At 30.9% G+C, this 17,921-nt stretch carries 19 protein-coding genes; 4 read left to right on the top strand and 15 right to left on the bottom strand.

All coding sequences use genetic code 11. The features are described 5' to 3' along the window. Positions 1 to 153: 153 nt before the first annotated feature. The 6 genes from B3J31_RS03055 to B3J31_RS03080 form a co-directional block, all read right to left on the bottom strand. Positions 154 to 849 carry an Rpn family recombination-promoting nuclease/putative transposase gene (locus tag B3J31_RS03055; RefSeq protein ID WP_346873595.1) on the bottom strand — a complete coding sequence of 232 codons (696 nt, stop codon included), beginning with the start codon at positions 847 to 849 and terminating at the stop codon, positions 154 to 156. A 97-nt stretch (positions 850 to 946) separates the two neighbouring features. Further along, positions 947 to 1,453, bottom strand: a complete 507-nt coding sequence (locus B3J31_RS03060; protein WP_346867525.1) for a YkgJ family cysteine cluster protein — start codon at positions 1,451 to 1,453, stop codon at positions 947 to 949. Positions 1,454 to 1,532: 79 nt separating this feature from the next. After that, complete coding sequence (locus B3J31_RS03065; RefSeq protein WP_346867524.1) at positions 1,533 to 2,438, bottom strand: hypothetical protein; 906 nt, start codon at positions 2,436 to 2,438, stop codon at positions 1,533 to 1,535. A gap of 54 nt (positions 2,439 to 2,492) precedes the next feature. After that, entirely contained in the window at positions 2,493 to 3,194 is a 702-nt protein-coding gene (locus tag B3J31_RS03070; protein WP_346867523.1) for a hypothetical protein, read from the bottom strand. 82 nt (positions 3,195 to 3,276) lie between these two features. After that, positions 3,277 to 3,498 (bottom strand): hypothetical protein, encoded by a 222-nt coding sequence (locus B3J31_RS03075; RefSeq protein WP_150843730.1) that lies wholly within the window; start codon positions 3,496 to 3,498, stop codon positions 3,277 to 3,279. Positions 3,499 to 3,524: 26 nt separating this feature from the next. Next, positions 3,525 to 3,719, bottom strand: coding sequence for a DEAD/DEAH box helicase family protein (locus B3J31_RS03080; RefSeq protein ID WP_346867522.1), 195 nt, complete (start codon positions 3,717 to 3,719; stop codon positions 3,525 to 3,527). 241 nt (positions 3,720 to 3,960) lie between these two features. Between B3J31_RS03080 and B3J31_RS03085 the strand changes: the two genes are divergently transcribed. After that, entirely contained in the window at positions 3,961 to 4,716 is a 756-nt protein-coding gene (locus B3J31_RS03085) for a YncE family protein (protein ID WP_346867521.1), read from the top strand. 246 nt (positions 4,717 to 4,962) lie between these two features. On the opposite strand, the gene uvrA is transcribed toward B3J31_RS03085, so the two are convergent. The 7 genes from uvrA to B3J31_RS03120 all read right to left on the bottom strand — a co-directional run bounded on the left by uvrA (position 4,963) and on the right by B3J31_RS03120 (position 13,704). Continuing rightward, positions 4,963 to 7,812, bottom strand: coding sequence for an excinuclease ABC subunit UvrA (uvrA, locus tag B3J31_RS03090; protein ID WP_346867520.1), 2,850 nt, complete (start codon positions 7,810 to 7,812; stop codon positions 4,963 to 4,965). Between the two features lie 35 nt (positions 7,813 to 7,847). Next, on the bottom strand, positions 7,848 to 8,738 hold the full coding sequence (locus B3J31_RS03095; protein ID WP_346867536.1) for a hypothetical protein: 891 nt from the start codon (positions 8,736 to 8,738) through the stop codon (positions 7,848 to 7,850). A 342-nt stretch (positions 8,739 to 9,080) separates the two neighbouring features. Continuing rightward, a complete protein-coding gene (locus B3J31_RS03100) occupies positions 9,081 to 9,587 on the bottom strand; it encodes a DUF305 domain-containing protein (protein WP_346873596.1) in 507 nt (168 codons plus the stop codon). Positions 9,588 to 9,713: 126 nt separating this feature from the next. Then, on the bottom strand, positions 9,714 to 10,433 hold the full coding sequence (locus B3J31_RS03105; protein WP_346867519.1) for a GNAT family N-acetyltransferase: 720 nt from the start codon (positions 10,431 to 10,433) through the stop codon (positions 9,714 to 9,716). Then, entirely contained in the window at positions 10,417 to 11,508 is a 1,092-nt protein-coding gene (locus tag B3J31_RS03110) for an aminoglycoside phosphotransferase family protein (protein ID WP_346867518.1), read from the bottom strand. Before B3J31_RS03110 ends, B3J31_RS03105 begins: the two co-directional genes overlap by 17 nt. After that, positions 11,498 to 12,343 carry a nucleotidyltransferase family protein gene (locus B3J31_RS03115; RefSeq protein ID WP_346867517.1) on the bottom strand — a complete coding sequence of 282 codons (846 nt, stop codon included), beginning with the start codon at positions 12,341 to 12,343 and terminating at the stop codon, positions 11,498 to 11,500. The genes B3J31_RS03110 and B3J31_RS03115 overlap by 11 nt, the downstream gene beginning before the upstream one ends. A 74-nt stretch (positions 12,344 to 12,417) precedes the next feature. Continuing rightward, positions 12,418 to 13,704 (bottom strand): Gfo/Idh/MocA family oxidoreductase, encoded by a 1,287-nt coding sequence (locus B3J31_RS03120; protein ID WP_346867516.1) that lies wholly within the window; start codon positions 13,702 to 13,704, stop codon positions 12,418 to 12,420. A 249-nt stretch (positions 13,705 to 13,953) separates the two neighbouring features. On the opposite strand from B3J31_RS03120, the gene B3J31_RS03125 reads away from it, so the two are divergent. From B3J31_RS03125 to B3J31_RS03135, 3 genes are all read left to right on the top strand, one after another. Beyond that, positions 13,954 to 14,871, top strand: a complete 918-nt coding sequence (locus tag B3J31_RS03125) for an AraC family transcriptional regulator (RefSeq protein ID WP_150843722.1) — start codon at positions 13,954 to 13,956, stop codon at positions 14,869 to 14,871. A gap of 86 nt (positions 14,872 to 14,957) precedes the next feature. Then, on the top strand, positions 14,958 to 15,854 hold the full coding sequence (locus B3J31_RS03130) for a YafY family protein (RefSeq protein WP_346867515.1): 897 nt from the start codon (positions 14,958 to 14,960) through the stop codon (positions 15,852 to 15,854). 66 nt (positions 15,855 to 15,920) lie between these two features. Continuing rightward, positions 15,921 to 16,361, top strand: coding sequence for an effector binding domain-containing protein (locus B3J31_RS03135; RefSeq protein ID WP_150843720.1), 441 nt, complete (start codon positions 15,921 to 15,923; stop codon positions 16,359 to 16,361). Positions 16,362 to 17,029: 668 nt separating this feature from the next. Here B3J31_RS03135 and B3J31_RS03140 read toward each other — a convergent pair. Further along, positions 17,030 to 17,299 (bottom strand): TIGR04104 family putative zinc finger protein, encoded by a 270-nt coding sequence (locus tag B3J31_RS03140; protein WP_346867514.1) that lies wholly within the window; start codon positions 17,297 to 17,299, stop codon positions 17,030 to 17,032. A 61-nt stretch (positions 17,300 to 17,360) separates the two neighbouring features. Continuing rightward, positions 17,361 to 17,816 carry a DUF3997 domain-containing protein gene (locus B3J31_RS03145; RefSeq protein WP_346867513.1) on the bottom strand — a complete coding sequence of 152 codons (456 nt, stop codon included), beginning with the start codon at positions 17,814 to 17,816 and terminating at the stop codon, positions 17,361 to 17,363. Positions 17,817 to 17,921: the final 105 nt, after the last annotated feature.

Here is a 17,921-nt window from a genome sequence, read left to right on the forward strand (position 1 = left end):
TTCAAGCCTAGTTTCAACCTTAACCTCCAAATTCTTGTTTATATATATATATAATTTTCCAATAGCTTAATAACGTAATTATAACACAAGCCAATGACACTTTTAATATCATTGGCTTAATACTAACTAATTTTATAGAATATATGTCTTTAATTAAATATACTTCTTTAACTCCTCAATGGACTCTATATCAAACAAATCTCCATTAATTTTTTCTATCTTTTCTAAAGATAAATTAAGTATTGACTCTATTATATTCTCTGGAATATCCTTAAACTTTTTCCTTAAAAGTTTTATAGTACTTTTAGCTAAAGCGCTTTTTGCTTCTTCCCTACCTTCTGCCCTACCTTCTTGCCTACCTTCTGCCCTGCCTTCTTCTCTTCCTTCATCTCTAGCACCTTGAAGTCTACTTTTCTCATCCCTTATAGCTTTATCTCTCATCTCAGCTAGTTGTATTAACTCTTTATCTCCACTGATGTTGTATAGAACATCCATTGCTTCCTTGATTTCAGCATCTTCCTTTTTCATTATATCTATCTCCTTTCCCTCTGGATTTATTAAAAAGCTTAACCATCTATGCAACTTATTATTATAGTCTTTCTTTGATTTTTCAAACTTCTTAAGTTCTATAAAATGTATTTCAACAATATCACTTAGTAATTTCTTTGTCATATCTTCATATAGATGATAACTACTATGAAACTTCTCATCATTAATATAATCAAAGTCTAAGATATTTATAGTTATAGTTTTATTAAGTTGATTATAATTATCTCCTTTAACCAACTGTTTTAATATCATTTTTGATAAGTAAAATATTGTCCTTTTGAAGCAAGGTTCGCACTCCACGTTGTATAATATGGTAATTTATCTAGCTTCAATATCTCCTTTGTTAATTGTTGAATAACCAAACGCACTCATAATTTCTTTTTCTATTTTCTTCTCGCTACCTTCCCCTTCTCTTAAATCCATAAATTTTCTTCAATCTTTCCAGCATTTCAAAAACTACAGGGCATACACTAGCAAAATAAACTATATTAAGTAAACTGAATAATCTTTCTGGCTTATTTGTAAATGTGTACTCTCTACATCCTTCTGGTTTGCACGTTTCAATATCACAAACACCATTTTCAGTTAGAAAGCAACATGGCTTACCTTTTAGAGCATATCCATTGTTAGTCTCCTCTATATACTTATCCATAAATTCTTTCTTTGCTATTTTAAGCAACTTAGAAGCTTTCTCTATTTCATTTTTTTCAAATGTTATTGAATACTCCTTGCAGCAATTTCTACATTTACTACAATCATATACTTTGAATAATTCATTATGTAACTCCAAAAATTGTTCATCTAATTCATCTAAATCTGCATGATTTTTTAAATATGTACGGAATTTATAATTTTCTCTTTCCACTTTTTCAAATTCTTCTTTTATTTCTGATGGTTCTATCACAATATCTTCTCCTCTACTATATTTATACTACATTTTTTGTGCTTCTTATCACTTCCAGAAGAACACAGATGATTTCGCCCTATTTAAAAACTTCCAGCTCTCCTTTAAATGCTCTCTTTCTGGAATGAATTTTTTTATAACACTCTATTAAATCCATTTTAGCTCCACAATTGCCATTTGACTCCATTGTTTCACCTAGTGCAGATATGAGTGTTGCTGCTTTGTAATAACTTCCTCTAAATCCTCCACCTACAACTGCATCAGTTCTTTTATCAACCTCTGAGTGTAACCAAGTTACATACTTTTCATATTGTTCACTTGTAATTTTAATTTTGTCCTTCCATATTAAAAAACGTTCAAAGAAACTTTTATCATCATTTGAATAATTTAGCCTATATTTTAAGCCTTCTATTAACTTTTCACCTGCTTTAGAAAGGTTATGACTTTTATCTAAATATAGAATAAATAATGGTACAAATATACCCTTAATATTATTATTCCAACCTAAATAAATTTTATCTTTCTTACATTCTTCATAAATATACTCAAATTCTCCATTAAAGAAACAAAGTATTTTTTTATATTCCAGTGAAATATAATTGATTTTCATTTGATTGTTAATATTATCAAAATACACATATGATTTTTTAGGTAATATTCTTAGTTTCATAGTGTTAATATCTGTTATATTCTCATAAGTTTCAGCTTCAAAAAGTGTTAAATAGTGAGTTAGTGTTGATTCCGATTGAAAAGCTGCTTTATAACATTTCCAAACAATTTCTGTATGGTCTAATTCTTTTGCAGCCTTTGCAGTTAAATCTGCCACCTTTCCTCTAATAATTAACTCTTCATTCAATAAACTAATTGCTTCTAATCCTATTTTTTCACATTCAGTATATTTACTTTCATCAATTAAGTATTCACATGCTCTTAAATACAAAATAGGGTGCTTTTGTACCATTTCTCTAGCTGTATCACACAACATTTCCATGCCCCCTTGAAGCATACAAGCCTCAAAAAGCAAGTTTCCTGCTAAGTCTCAGTCTCCATGCTTACACTTCAAAAAAGCAATCCATTCTTCTAAAAATAATGCTATTCCTACTAATTCTTCTGGGCCTATAGTAAAAAACTCTTCTAGCTTTATATCTTTTGAAATATTCAATTTGATATAACTATAAATTGCCTCCACCCTTTCTATTCCATTAGAAGTTTGATATTCTGCATATAGTAAGTTAAGAACTATTTTCTTCAAATTTAAAGAAACCAAGTTTTCATCAACTAATTCTTCAATACCTAATTCCATTGTCTCTTCTGAGTCACTATCATATGCTTGAAATACCATATCTATAAGCAAATCGTATAAATCTAAAGCTTTTTTATATTCCTTTTGATATAATAGTTCTTCAGCTACTTGAAATGCAGAAGTTAGCTTTTTTCCTATTTCATAAGTATCATAATACTCATAGGAATAATCTCTCCAATAATTTTTACCAAATACTTCACAATAACTACATTCAAAATAAATATGTCCATTTTGTATTTTTTCACACCAACATTGTATTTGTTTTATATCATTTATAATCTCACCACAGTTATTTTCACCATTTAGAGAATTTAAAAATTTACATCTTTCATCTTCTTGAATTGTACGTCCTAATTTATGAATCCACTTTTCCTTCTCGCTCTCAGTCATAGTAGCTAGTTTTTCATCCATCTCTTTGATAAACTCATTATAATTCATTATTATTAAATCCTTCTTATAATATCTATTATTTTTATAAAATGCTTACCTAACTGCTTTCTTTAATATTTGATTTTTTTATCTAGAATGGCAATTCATCATCAAATTCTTTTAAATCATTAAAATTATTTCCATCATGTTCATATAAATCTTTTTCAAATACTCCGTAAGGTACACCACCTTCAGTAAATCCTGCAATATATTCCATCCCATATACTCCTGACAAGTACTCTTCATATTGTTCTTCAGTAAACTTTTCAACTTTACTATTCTTTGCTTTCTTAATCTTCTTCACCTTAATCATTCAGAATATCTTTCTCCTTATCACTATTAATTTTTATTACCTTCAATCTCTTCATGTATTTCTAAGAATTGCTCAAGACGTTCTTTCCATTGTGCAGCTAATGCTTTGGTGTGTACACGTATTAATGTTGATGTCTTTTTCTCATCAATAATTCTAGCTCCAATAACTGTCTTTCCGAAACCAGTTGTGGCAGATAATACACCATTTTCAAATTTATTCAATTCCTCAAAAGTCAATATACTTCTATCTATTTTGCAATATAAGAGTGATTTTTTTATTATCTACGTTTCTTAATTATATTATATAAAACTTCTATAAAAATTAATACTTTATTCTCTATTTAGATTCCTTTAACACTCTATCTAAGTTACTTAATTTCATTTCTTTTATACCCAATATCATTAACTTATTGCTAAACTCCCTCATATTATAATAATAAAAAAAATATAGGAGTAGATAAACATGTCTATTTTTGCTTATGTTGCAAATGACAATAATAAAATTTCAGTTATAGATACAAGTACAAATACAGTAATAAATACCATTCCAATTTTATCTCCAAGTGATATAACAAAATTTATTGCACTAACACCCGATGGTAGCTTTGCCTATGTTACAAACTCCTGTACTAATGATATTTCTATAATTGATATAAATACAAATACAGTGGTAAATACCATCCCTAATATTCCTTTACCACTTGGTATAGCGATAGCAAATGTTGATTTTCCATGCCCAACCCCTTTAAATAGAATGTGCATTGAAACAACAAGAATATTTGACTCAAGCAAGTTTGAAGAAGAAATTAAAGAGACCTTTAAACTTCCACCATTATATAATACTGAACACATTCAATGTGATGTTGGAGAAAGTAGATGTAATATATTAAATATAACTATAATAAACAAACAAACTAATTTAGTAAATGTAAAATTACAAATAAAAGTAATTATTAATTTTACAAATAACTATCCAAATTGTTATTTATTTAAAAAAGTAGTATGCTTCTATAAAAATGTTAATCTTATAAAACCTGAAGGTGCTGATGTATGTTGCTCTATTAATAATGTAACTTGTTCATGCATGCAACCAAGTAACTACTCAATTGGATGTCATAATAAAAATTTATACTGTACTATAAAGGTAACTGCTACTGTTAAATCTCAAAAGCTTGTTCAAATTGAAGTACCCGTTTTAAGATCTTGTGAACCAAATTAATGTTATTCTAATAACTGCATAACTAAAAATGTATAAAATTCAACCATCTATATTTTTATGCAAAAGTAGCTAGTAAAACTTATCTTATTTTTACTAGCTACAATTCCATCACTTATTTGTTTTAATTGCTCAGACTATCACTATTTCTTTATCAGTTTTAAATTACTCCCACCTAAAAAACTTAATAGATATCCAAATTTAGTTTTTGCTATCTCTTTTTCATCTTTTAATATTACAGGTAATATTTCATTCCATATATTTTCTCAGATATTTTCCTGTATAGGATTCATCACACATTATAATATCTTCAGGCCTTCCCTCTGCTACAATCTGACCACCATTTTCTCCCGCGTCAGGGCCCATATCTATTATATAGTCTGCGGTTTTTATCAAATCCAAATTATGTTCAATAACCAGCACAGTATTTCCTAAATCAACAAGTTCATTAAGAGATAGGAGCAATTTCTCAATATCTTTAATATGAAGTCCTGTAGTTGGCTCATCTAGGATATATAAATTGTCCTTCTCTTTTTTAATTTTTCCCAGTTCTCTTCCAAGCTTTAACCTTTGAGCTTCTCCCCCAGGCAATGTAGATGAGGATTGTCCTAATTTTAGGTATCCTAATCCTAGCTTGTTTAATACATTTAATTTAGAATGTATTAGGTTTAAATCCTTGAAAAATTCCACTCCTTCTTCAATTGTTAGTTCAAGAATATCAGCTATGTTTTTTCCTTTATATTTGATCTCTAATATCTCACTTCTATACCTTTTACCCTTGCATACTGGGCATATGGTTATGATATCTTGCATAAATTGCAACTCAGTTACAATATTTCCTTCTCCCATACAAGTCTCACATCTTCCACCCTTATTATTGAAACTGAAACTTGAAATGTCATACCCTCTAGCTTTTGCTTCTTCTGTTCCTGCAAATATTTCTCTTATTTTGTCATAAATATTAATATAGGTCGCTGGATTTGAACGTGAACTTCTTCCAATTGGTGATTGATCAATATATCTAACATCACTAATATTCTCAATGCCTTCAACTCCATCATTGAGCCCTGGCTTTACTCTAGAATCATGAAGCTTTGAGTATATGCTCTTGTATAATATCTCATTTACCAAACTGCTTTTTCCAGACCCTGATACACCTGTAATACAAATAAAGGTTCCTAAGGGTATGCTTAGGTTAAGGTTCTTAAGATTATTTTCTCTTGCACCATGTATTCTTATATGTTTTCCTATCCCTAAACGTCTTCCTTTAGGAATAACAATTTTCTTCTTTCCAGTTAAATATTGTCCTGTTATAGATCTTTCTGTATTAATAATCTCCTTAATACTTCCACTTGCAATTATCTCGCCGCCATTTGCTCCTGCACCTGGTCCTAATTCCACTATATAATCTGCGTTCCCAATAGTCTCCATATCGTGTTCAACTACAACTACAGTATTACCCATGTCTCTTAGCTTTTTTAATGTATTAATTATTTTAAATGTATCCTTCTCATGTAGTCCTATACTTGGTTCATCTAATATATACATCATCCCCATTAGATTTGATCCGATTTGTGAAGATAAACGTATTCTTTGAGTTTCTCCTCCAGAAAGAGTATCCGAACTTCTCCCCAAGCTCAAATATTCAAGTCCTATTTCTTCCATAAGCTCCAGTTTTAGTATCATTTCATTAATAATCTGCCGTGCAACTTCCCTTTTAGACTCTACCACTTCTAGGGATGATATAAATTTCTTTAATTTTTGTATCTGCATTTTTCCAAACTCATTTATGTCTATTCCATTTATCTTAACTAATAATCTTTCTTTTTTTAGCTTTTTACCCTTACAGTCTGGACAAATGTGACTGGCAAAGAGTTTTTCATTATCTCTGTTCTTTGTGCCTTTATCTAAATTATCTTTATAAAGCCGTGTTATATAGTTCACTAGCCCTTCATAACTTACGTATCTTCGTCTTTCTTCTATTTCTCGCTCTCCTGTTGGCTTCAGCAGCTCATAACGTTCACCTTTAGTTCCATAGAAAAAAATATCTTTTATTTTCTCTGGGAGCTCATTAAAAGGAGTATCGATACTAAAATTATAATGTGTTGCAAGGCTGTGCAATCTTGCTGCACCATTTTTATCACTCAAACTGAATTGAGATACATAAAAGGGGTCCATTCTCATGCTCTTCTTTTCATCCTTAATCAAAAGATAGGGTTCTGTCATTTTATAGGTTCCAAGTCCCTGACATGTAGGACATGCTCCGCTGACATCATTTGGTGAAAAATATTTAGGGAGGAATTTTCCTGTAATAATATTATGTTCACAGTTAATAAATCCCTTAGTAAACTTTCTTACTTCCTCTTCTGAAAGCTCCTTGTTTAGGATCTGTAATCTTATAAAATTCTGCCCTACTTCCAGTCCTCTTTCTATTGCGCTAACTATTTGTTCATAATTCTTTTTATATACTGAAACCTCATCTACTATTACTTCAATTTTATAAGTTCCAGTCTCCTCTAAGTTTATATTATTTTTAATATCAAACACTTCATTGTTGATCACAAATCTTCTATAGCCTCTACTTCTAAGTTCAGTTAATAGATAATCATAGCTTTTATGAAACATTTTATTAACAGGGGCTTGTACTCCAATTCTAGTACCTTCTGGGAGACTCAATATATGCTCAGCTATTTGACTAGTTGACAAACACTGAATTTCCTTATGGCATATAGGACAATGAGGCGTTCCTAATACTGAATATAATAATCTAATATGGTTTGACAAGTCAGCCATAGTTGCAACTGATGAACGTGGATTCTTAATACCTCTCTTCTGTGGAATTGATATTACTGGAGATAAACCAATGACCATATCTACATCAGGTTTTTCCATATTCATTATATTAGATCTAGAGGATGATGATAGAGACTGTAAAAATCTTCTTTGCCCTTCTGCATACAATACGTTATAGGCAATAGAAGATTTTCCTGAACCGCTTACCCCAGTAATTACAGTGAGAGCATCTCTAGGTATCTCTAAATCAACATTCTTTAGGTTGTTCTCTCTAGCTCCTTTTATACTTATACTTTTTCTAATCAATTGTATTCTCCTTTACTTTCTACATAGCTTCTAAGTTATATATCACTACCAAAATTATAATAATATGCCGCTTCTTCAAAGGTAACCTTGCTTTTATCCATAAGTTTTATTGATTCACTAACCTTAATTAGTACATCTCTTTCTGCAAGCCAATTATAAGTATCCGTAAGTTCATTGCCATCATTACTAATATTATATTTCTTTTTCAAGTATTCATTAATCATTGATACGCCTCTTATTTCACCTTCTTCTTTCATCCATCTGACAATAGGATGAAAAAGAACATCTTTTCTCTCTTCTATATACTCTTTACACAATTCTAATATTTTAACTAAACTTAAAATAGTTACTTCATTTTTAATCAAAGTCATATAGGTGCAATTAAAAAAATCAGGATTGAGCTTTAATCCTTGACTTATTACTTCTCTGCCCCTAAACTCATTATTTAATGCTATTTCTATACAGGCTATATGGCATACTAGTTTTTGAATTAAACTGAATCCATCAACAAGCTCTTCTTCAACCAGTAATAGCTTTTCTGCTTTTTTTACACATATAATTCCATAGATGGCCGACTTTAATAAATTCTCCTCTTTGTCTCTATCGCCTAAGAATTTATCTCCATTAAAAAGCTTTTCTATTGTTTCATCAGTTGAAAATAATAAACTACTTTCATTTAAAACTGTTCTAAAAAAATTTTGATTTTGGGGACTATCTACCAATTCAATAAAATAATTTCTGCTATATAGTTCCACTTGGAAGTCTATATCATCTTCTACAAGTGAATACTGCTCATATACCTTCTTGCTGTTTTCCTTTGATATTAACCATATATCTATATCAGACTTTTCCCATAAATTATCATTTGTAATACTTCCATAGGAAAAGGCAGCAATAATGTTACTGTCCCTTCTTACCTTTTCGATAAATTTCTCTAGGGCACTATTATACCTTTTTTAATATATGACATATTTGTATTCATAATTACTAAATCTCTTCCTCTCTTAAAATATTAACCTCTAAATTCATACTTTAAATTATATACTTTATTTCCAAACTGAACAATAATATTAAATATTTTACATTTTTCTCATGATATTGTTTACACATTCAATGATTACAGCATCAACACTTAAATTCAGTGCACCATTTGACTGAACCTATGTCAATAAATTAGAAATAAAAATCCATGAAAAATTCCCTCAAACTTAGCCTGAGGGAACATAAAACACATATAATATTATATATTAAAAAAATTGAGAACTGTCCTATATCCCATGAGGTTCTGTACACCTTGCAACTTGACATCTCTTATTTTCAATATCTCTAATCAATAGTTTCATCTCTTCAATTTCTTGACGTTGAGACTCTATAATCCTATTTGCAAGATCTTGAGTACGTGGGTCTTTTAAATTAGCACGCTCACTGGTAAGAATAGCAATTGAATGATGCGGTATCATCGATTTCATCCAAGAAACATCATCTATGAGCTCTTGGCTGCGTAATAGCCAAAGAGCAAGTACAAATACAAGAGAACTAAACAAGAAAATCCTAGAATTAACTCTTCTATTAGTGTACATATTCTGCATGTTGGAAAGCATGATAATAGCCATGGCTGATCCCATTATAAGGGCCATATACACTCGGTTCTCACTAAAGTATACATGATCTTTCTTGTAAGTATTCAAATACATAAGCCCAAACATAATTATTGTTGACTTTACAATCATATCTGAGAATTTTCTATACTCTGTCATAATATCCCTCCTATCCATATTATTTGAATTGAATTTATTATAACAATCAAAATCTATGGATTTTCATCTTACTCTATAATATTAATAATCTATGTAATGTGACACACAGCATATAAATATCAATTTAAGACTTCATAAAAATTATTACAACGGCTTAATACTTGGGTTGTTAAAGTTTGCCCATGCTATATTATTGTCAATATTTCTAACCATTCTGTAAGCTATTGGCTTAAATCCACACTTAGGCCAAAAATTTGAACCACAAAGGTTGGTTATTTTCCAATCTGTTATTATGCTATTATATCCCTTTTCCTTCATAATCCTATAGCCTTCATTCATTAACTTTTTACCAACACCTCTTCCTCTCTGGGAATGGTGAGTGCCCGCAATATGTAGCTCTACCCCATTATCAGGTGCCATCAAATCTGGAGTAATAGGCTCATATACTTGAAATCCTAATTCCTTCATATCCTTTTCTGCAATAAGAATCGTTGAATCATTATCCTCTACTAAACTTTTATACCCAGCATTTATATTCATTACAAGTTCAGGTTTTACAGGTAAAAAAGTAGGTGCTGAATTGAGGCATGATAAGATTATACTGGACATATTACCCATCTTTTCACTATCATTTTTGTTAGCAAATCTAATCTCTGCATCAGATAAATTTTCAAAAGCCTTGTAATCCTCCATATTCATTATTCCATGTACATGATCAATAAAAAAGCTTAATCTTTGGAAGGCTTCATAGTACACATGATTTCCTAGAGGTACAAATGTATGGTGGCTAAAGTAGCCATGTTCAAGCCATACAACAGAAACCTTTGTATAGAGCTCCCTTATAAGCTCAGAAGATTGATCCATTCTGATTACCCTCTATAAGTTCCCTTATTATTTTATTCATAATATCCATTTTTCCTTCAATATCACTAACTAGCTTAAACTGTGTTCTTGCTCTATGAAGATTGTGTTTCTCCTTGTGAATTTTAAAATAGGTATCTCCATTTAAATAATCCGTTAAAAATCTTATACCACATTCAAAGGTCATAAGTTTCACAGAAAATGCCATAAGTTCAATCTCTTTTGGCACAAGTATAGGTAATACTTCATGAAAATATCCCTTTGTAAAATACTTAAACAGATTCATATCAAACCATATTTTTGATAAATCTGTTTCATCTTCCCTTCCGCTAGAAGCTCCATATCTCAGTGCATCACCGTAGTCATAGAGAAGTGATCCTGGCATTACTGTATCTAAATCAATTACACATACTCCTTCACCTGTTTTTATATCTATCATAACATTATTCAGCTTAGTGTCATTATGGGTTACCCTTAGAGGAATGCTTCCATCTTTCATTGCATCTACTATAATGCTCACATCTCTTCTGCGTTTTTTTATAAATTCAATTTCTTTTCCAACTTCTTCTAATCTGCCACATTTATTATCTTCAATTGCTTTTAACAGATCCTCAAACCTGGTGGCTGTATTATGAAAATTAGGTATTGTTTCATATAATTTATCAACAGGAAAATCAGACAACATATTTTGAAACTTACCGAAGGCCTTGGCGCCATAATAAAATTGCATAGGATCTTGAACCTCATCGTAGGTCACTGCATTATCTATAAATTTATATACCCTGAAATAATCATTTTCATTGGTTTTATAGTATTTTTCACCATCCTTAGTTTTTATTATTGTTAGTGTTTCCCTGTCAGGATTTCCTCCACTAAGAAGGATTTTCTTTCTCAGATGCTCTGTTATAGCTGAAATATTCTCCATTAAATCCTCAGGATTTTTAAACACATTACTATTGATTCTTTGCAATATATATGGTTTTGTAATATATGTATCATTTATATATCCGTTACCATAAGAGCTCATTTCAGTATTAATATTAAACTGTTCTAAAACCTGATGCAGTTTATATTCCATGGTATAATCCCTCTCTAATCATTTTGTTTATAGCATTTTTAACTGTAGGTAAGTCTTCTTTGTATGTAACTCCATACCACTTATCTAATGTCTCAAGGACTTTCACCTTTCCACTTTGTGTTCTAATCATATTATCAACTACTGAAGGAAGATAAAATTCATCCTTTAATGGATTTTTTAAATCATTTAAAAATACAGTAAAGTCCTGTTCAAGCACATGAAATATGTCAGTGTCAAATCCCCACATGTTCATAGATACCATAGAATTAAGAGGTATTCCACTATTTTTATCAATAGCTGTATGCTCCACCACACTTTTTAAATACCCTTTTTCTATTTCACATAATCCGCGGCTTACTGTGCCATTTTCGGTTAGTGTATTTTTTAGTCTAAACCCAGCCATGCACATACCTTTATTTTGGGATAAATAATCTCCAACTATTTTGTAGGAATGGCTACCATAGTAATCATCTGCGTTTATTACCATAAAGGGAGTGGTAACTGCACTTTTAGCACAAATCACAGCATGCCCTGTTCCCCATGGCTTCGATCTATTATTATGGATAGAACACCCCTGAGGAATTTTGTCTAGTGTTTGAAAAGCATAATCTACATCTATTATCTTTTCAATTCTTTTTCCGATAATATGCCGAAAATCCTCTTCCATTTCTTTTTTTATAATAAAAACTACCTTTGAAAAGCCTGCTTTTACTGCATCATATATTGAAAAATCAAGTATTATTTCCCCATTTGGACCCACAGGCTCTAACTGTTTAAGACTACCAAAACGACTTCCCATACCAGCTGCCATTACTACTAATGTTGTTTTATTCATATTGCCACCTATATTTCAACTCTTTCTTCATATTCATCTAGATTAAATACATTACTTAATTACTAAATTCCATTTTATTTTCTTAGAGTATCCAAATCAATCACCACTCCATCTGCCAGCCTGGATTGTTCTGCTGCCATCGCACAATAATGACTTTCTACGGATTTATCTACTGATGTAATAGCATTAGTGGGTTCTCCATCCTCTGCAATCATATCAATGAATTCCTCCACCATACGATTGTCTCCCCCTGCATGACCAGAAAAATCCGTTGATAGTTTAGATATATCCATTACTTCACTTTCTTTTCCAAATGGTGTGACTGTAATAGTATTTTTAGATAAATCTGCAACAATTTCTCCTTTTGTACCCATAATCTTCTGATAACGTGAACCTGTAGCAGTGAATGCACACATTGTCAAAGAAATGGTGGCACCATCTGTCATATTTAGGTTTACAACCTGATGATCTACTACGTTATTATCACAGTAATATACACATCTTCCATAAGGTCCCCTTTGAATTGCTTCTGTAATACTTTCTACAGTGGGATGAAGGGTCAATACATCAACAGGCCATTTTGTATTCCCCTTTGCCACACCTGTTTTTTCATTTGTTATATAAATCTTTTCTGCATCAAAGGGACAATTTGCTTTTGCTTTGCATCCATCCATGCAACGCTTTGTTGCTCCTTCCGGTGCATTTTCTTTCTTAAATAAATATGTGCTTCCAAAGGAAGACACAGACTTACAAGTTTTACCTGTGAGCCATAATAATAAGTCCATATCATGACAACATTTCTGTAATATCATAGGACTAGTAGTATTTGAGTTTCTCCAGTTTCCACGTACAAAACTGTGTGCCTGATGCCAATATCCCACATTTTCAATTGCCATAACAGAAACTACTTCTCCAATTATACCGCTGTCAATTACTTCTTTTAATTTTGTATAGAATGGTGTATAACGCAACACATGACATACAACCACTCTTCTGTCACATTCATTTGCTACTTTTACAATTTCTCTACACTCATCAAGGTCTGGTGAAATTGGCTTTTCCAATAACAGGTGATATCCTTTTCTTAGAGCTGGGATTGCTTGTCTTACATGTTCCTTATCCTGAGTAGTAATAAACATAACATCTGCCAGCTTATCCTGAGCAATTAGTTCTTCTGCACTGCAGAAGCATGCCCTTTTCGGAATATTATACTCCCTTGCCACATCTTCTACCTTTGCAGGATCAATGTCTGCAATTGCTACAATTTCAATTTTCTCTGGGAATAATTTAGCAGTTAATGCATAGGTGTCTTTTCCTCTACTACCAAGTCCAGCTAATGCTACCTTTAATTTTTTACTCATTTTATTTCCTCCTATTTACTTCTATTTTATCCATTCATATTTTAAAAGGTATTTCTATGTGCATAGAGAAGACCTTTTCTATAACTTCCATACTGTTACATATATTGTATAGGTTTTTTAAAAATTTAGCTTGTACAATTATCCAGTATAATTGTTATATCATCCAAAATATCTATTTGTTAAATTGTATTCTTTTGTTATATTTGCTAAAATAAATTGATAATAATGCATAAGCAAGGAGTTGGTTGTATGGCTTATATCAGTACTAGATTAAAAAAAGAATTTGAAATCACTGAAATCATCACCATTCACTATTTTGAGTACTTGAAAAATTTTGTTTTTCATGGTGAGTCTCATGATTTTTGGGAATTCCTATATGTAGACAAAGGAACAGTTATGGTACAAGCAGCCTCTGAGCATTATCAGCTCCATGCTGGAGATATGATTTTTCATAGACCAAATGAATTTCACGCTTTGAAGGCAATGGGAAGGAAATCGCCTAATTTAGTGGCAATTTCATTTTTGTGCAATTCCCCTTCAATGGATTTTTTTACTGGTAAAGTCACCACACTGTCTTCTATAGAAAAAACTTTAATTGCACAAATTATTTCAGAAGCGCGCACTGCATTTTCAACTCCACTCCATATCCCTTCCATTGAACAAGTAAAACTCTCTACTAGTGCACCTTTTGGCTCACAACAATTGATTTTGTTATATCTGGAACAATTTCTAATTCATATAAAGAGGCATCATTGTGACGATGAAAAAGTTAAAAACCTACCCTCTGTTACAAAACAGTCTTGGGATAGCTCTAATAAATCCTATGTATTTGAACAAATTTTGCATTATTTGCAGCTACACATTTGTGAGCAAATTAAAATTTCAGATATTTGCAATGAATTTTCTATCAGCCGTTCTACCTTACATTCACTCTTCCACAAAAATAAAAACTGTGGAGTAATTGATTATTTCATATATATGAAGATTGAGCGTGCAAAGGAAATTATTCGTGACGGGAATATGAATATCACTGAAATCGCATATTTTCTTTCTTATAATTCTTTGCAACATTTTTCCAAACAATTTAAAAAGTTAACTGGAATGTCACCAACGGAATACATCTCATCTGTTAAGGGTATTTCCCAAACTTATAACTGGCAGCCATAATGTGGCTGCCATTCCTTATTTGACAGCATATAAATATGACATAGTGATGTCATGTTCATGTGCTATAATATGATAGAGGTGAAAATATGCAAATCAACCGAATGTTTGAAATAATATATATACTTCTTGATAAAAAAACTGTTACGGCAAGAGAACTTGCAGAGAAGTTTGAAGTTTCTAGTAGAACCATTTATCGTGATATTGAAACATTATCATCAGCAGGTATTCCTGTTTATATGACCAAAGGCAAAGGTGGCGGAATATCTATTTTAGATGAATTTGTGCTGAACAAAGCTGTATTAACCCAGGAAGAAAAGTCTGATATTTTATCCTCACTACAAGCAGTTGGTGCAATCAATTTCAATGAAACAGATTCTGCATTACAAAAATTAGGCAACCTCTTTGGAGAGAATAACTCCGATTGGATTGAAGTGGATTTTTCATCCTGGTACAATTCGGAGAACGAATCTAAATCCTTTAATGATATTAAATCAGCAATCCTATCTAAGAAAATAATGAGTTTTACTTATTCAAGCGGAAAAGGCGAAAGAACTACACGAGATGTAGAACCTTTAAAGCTTTGTTTTAAAGGTATGGCACGTTATTTATATGCCTATTGTACTTTAAGGCAGGATTTTCGATTTTTCAAACTAAGTCGTATAAAGGATATTGTGATTACAGATAAACATTTTCATCGAAAAGTTATTGGGCCTATATTTAAGAAGGATAACATGTTTAATGAGCAATATATCACTTTGAAATTAAAACTGTCTCCCCATATGGCTTTTCGAGTATATGACGAGTTTGATAATTATACTAAAGAAGTTGACGGCAGTTTTATAACTGAAACAATTTATCCTATGGGTGAATGGCTATTTCCTTATATAGCTTCTTTTGGTAGCCATTGCGAGGTATTAGAACCATTGGACATAAGAAACTCCATAAAAGAAGAAATACAAAAAATGATGAACAATTATTTATAATATGACATACTGTTGACATATTATTTGATTTATTATAAATATATCAAATATATGGAGGTAGTTAAAATGAACTATGAAATTGTAAATCTTAAAGAAAAAATTATTGTTGGTGTAAGCGTGACAACGAGCAACGAAGATCCTAAAATGGGTGAGAAAATCGGCAAGCTTTGGGTTGATTTATATCAAAGTGGCATCAATGCAAACATCAAGAATAAGGTAAATGAATATGCAATTGGACTTTATTCCGATTATACAGAAAACAGTTATCTTGTTACCGCAGGAAACGAAGTATCAAAATCAGAAAACAGTGAGTTTACAACAAAAATCATTCCTGGGGGGAAATATGCAAAATTCTCTGTACATGGACACATGGAAACAGCAGTAGCAAAAGCTTGGGACGAGATTTGGAAAATTGACTTAGACAGAAGCTTTACAGGTGACTTTGAGGAATACCTAAACAGTGACTTTGAAAATGCAGATATTGATATTTATATAGCATTAAAATAACGGTGATAAGATTTATTATATTTAGCTAATTAAGTTAATTCTACTGAGTTGCAACATTCCAGTGATCTAAATAAACTAAGTATCGTAACGTTAACATATTCTAAATATATATTATAAAAATTATTAAGAATTCTACACACCCTATCTTCCTTGGTAATTTAAAACGTCCTGTTACCTTTGAAATGATTTAGAATTTACTTTTACCCTACTTAATAACTTAGGTAGATCAGGTTCTTCCTAAACTTGAAAGGTCTAAACCTATCCCATTAATGGGGTAAGTTTAGGCCTCTTTCCTTTTCTAATTAATAGTGCTCTTGCTATTCCCTTTCGTCCGCACCACCATACAATTCCAAATTGTGTATGTTGCTATGGACTTTCCTTTTATAACAGTTAGTTTTTATTAAAGTTTCAGATAAATAACAGCTTAACTAACTAACAATATATCAATACCAAGTCTTAGAAATGTATCAATAAACGCCCCCAAAAAATTTAATCCATAACATCTTTATTGTACCATCTCACTCTCCACTGCTCAATAAATCTATACCATATTAAAAAAATATTTCCTTTATTTAGCATGTACCTACAATAAAAAAACAGCAGAATTCTAAAGTTCTACTGCCTCTATATATTCCTTATTGCCTAGTTTTGTTCACCTGAAATTCGGATTATCTATTAATAATCTTGACGAATAAGGGACTTATTAACGCAATTGATATACAGTATAATACATATAATATAATTATATAGTAGTCAAAGGTATTTATTAAGTTATTTATGAAAAATAAGGGTAAAGCCACTAGTATAGCAATTATTAATCTAGATAAGTTTGTAACTTTGTATTCCTGTTTACAAGTTTTACAAGATATTTTATAAGATATAGCTGCCTTTAAAATCTCTTTATAGGAAAACTTGTTTTCACATTTAACACATAGCATAATATTCTCCCCCAATTTCTTAATTAAATATAACTAAAAGACTAAAATAATATCGTTAAATCTACTTATTTTCTTGTTCTTCTCTCAAATGCTTGAATTTTTCAGGATCTTTAAGTTCTAAGCTAGAATCTATTTGTAATTCACTACGTTTTAACTCTAACTCTTCTTTAGTCAAAGGACCATATAGTTCTTCTGTGTCAACATCTATAATCCAATAATTAAGTTTTGTTTTGTCTAACTCCATAGTTTCCTCTATTAAAGGAATATGCTCTGCCAAGATAAAATTATCATCCCAAGCAACTTTGGTAACTTTTGCATGGATTACAGTTTTTATACCTACAGTTTCCGTACCTACATCACCACTTTTAAATATTACAATATCATTAGAGCTACTATGACTAAGTTGATAATCTTTAGCCAGTGTATAGGTATAATCATTCATTCCTGGACCAAAGCATCCGCTTAAATTAAATGTTAAAAGTAATAAGGTGCAAATAATAAGAAATGTTTTTTTCATAGTATATTTCTCCCATTATGGAATTTTAAACAATTATATACATTAATTATAATATATATATAATTAATGTATAATTATATATATCACCACTTTACAAGAAAATTA

Origin of the sequence: Clostridium sp. UBA5988 (assembly GCF_002435615.1) — a bacterium.
GTDB lineage: Bacteria > Bacillota > Clostridia > Clostridiales > Clostridiaceae > Clostridium_J > Clostridium_J sulfidigenes.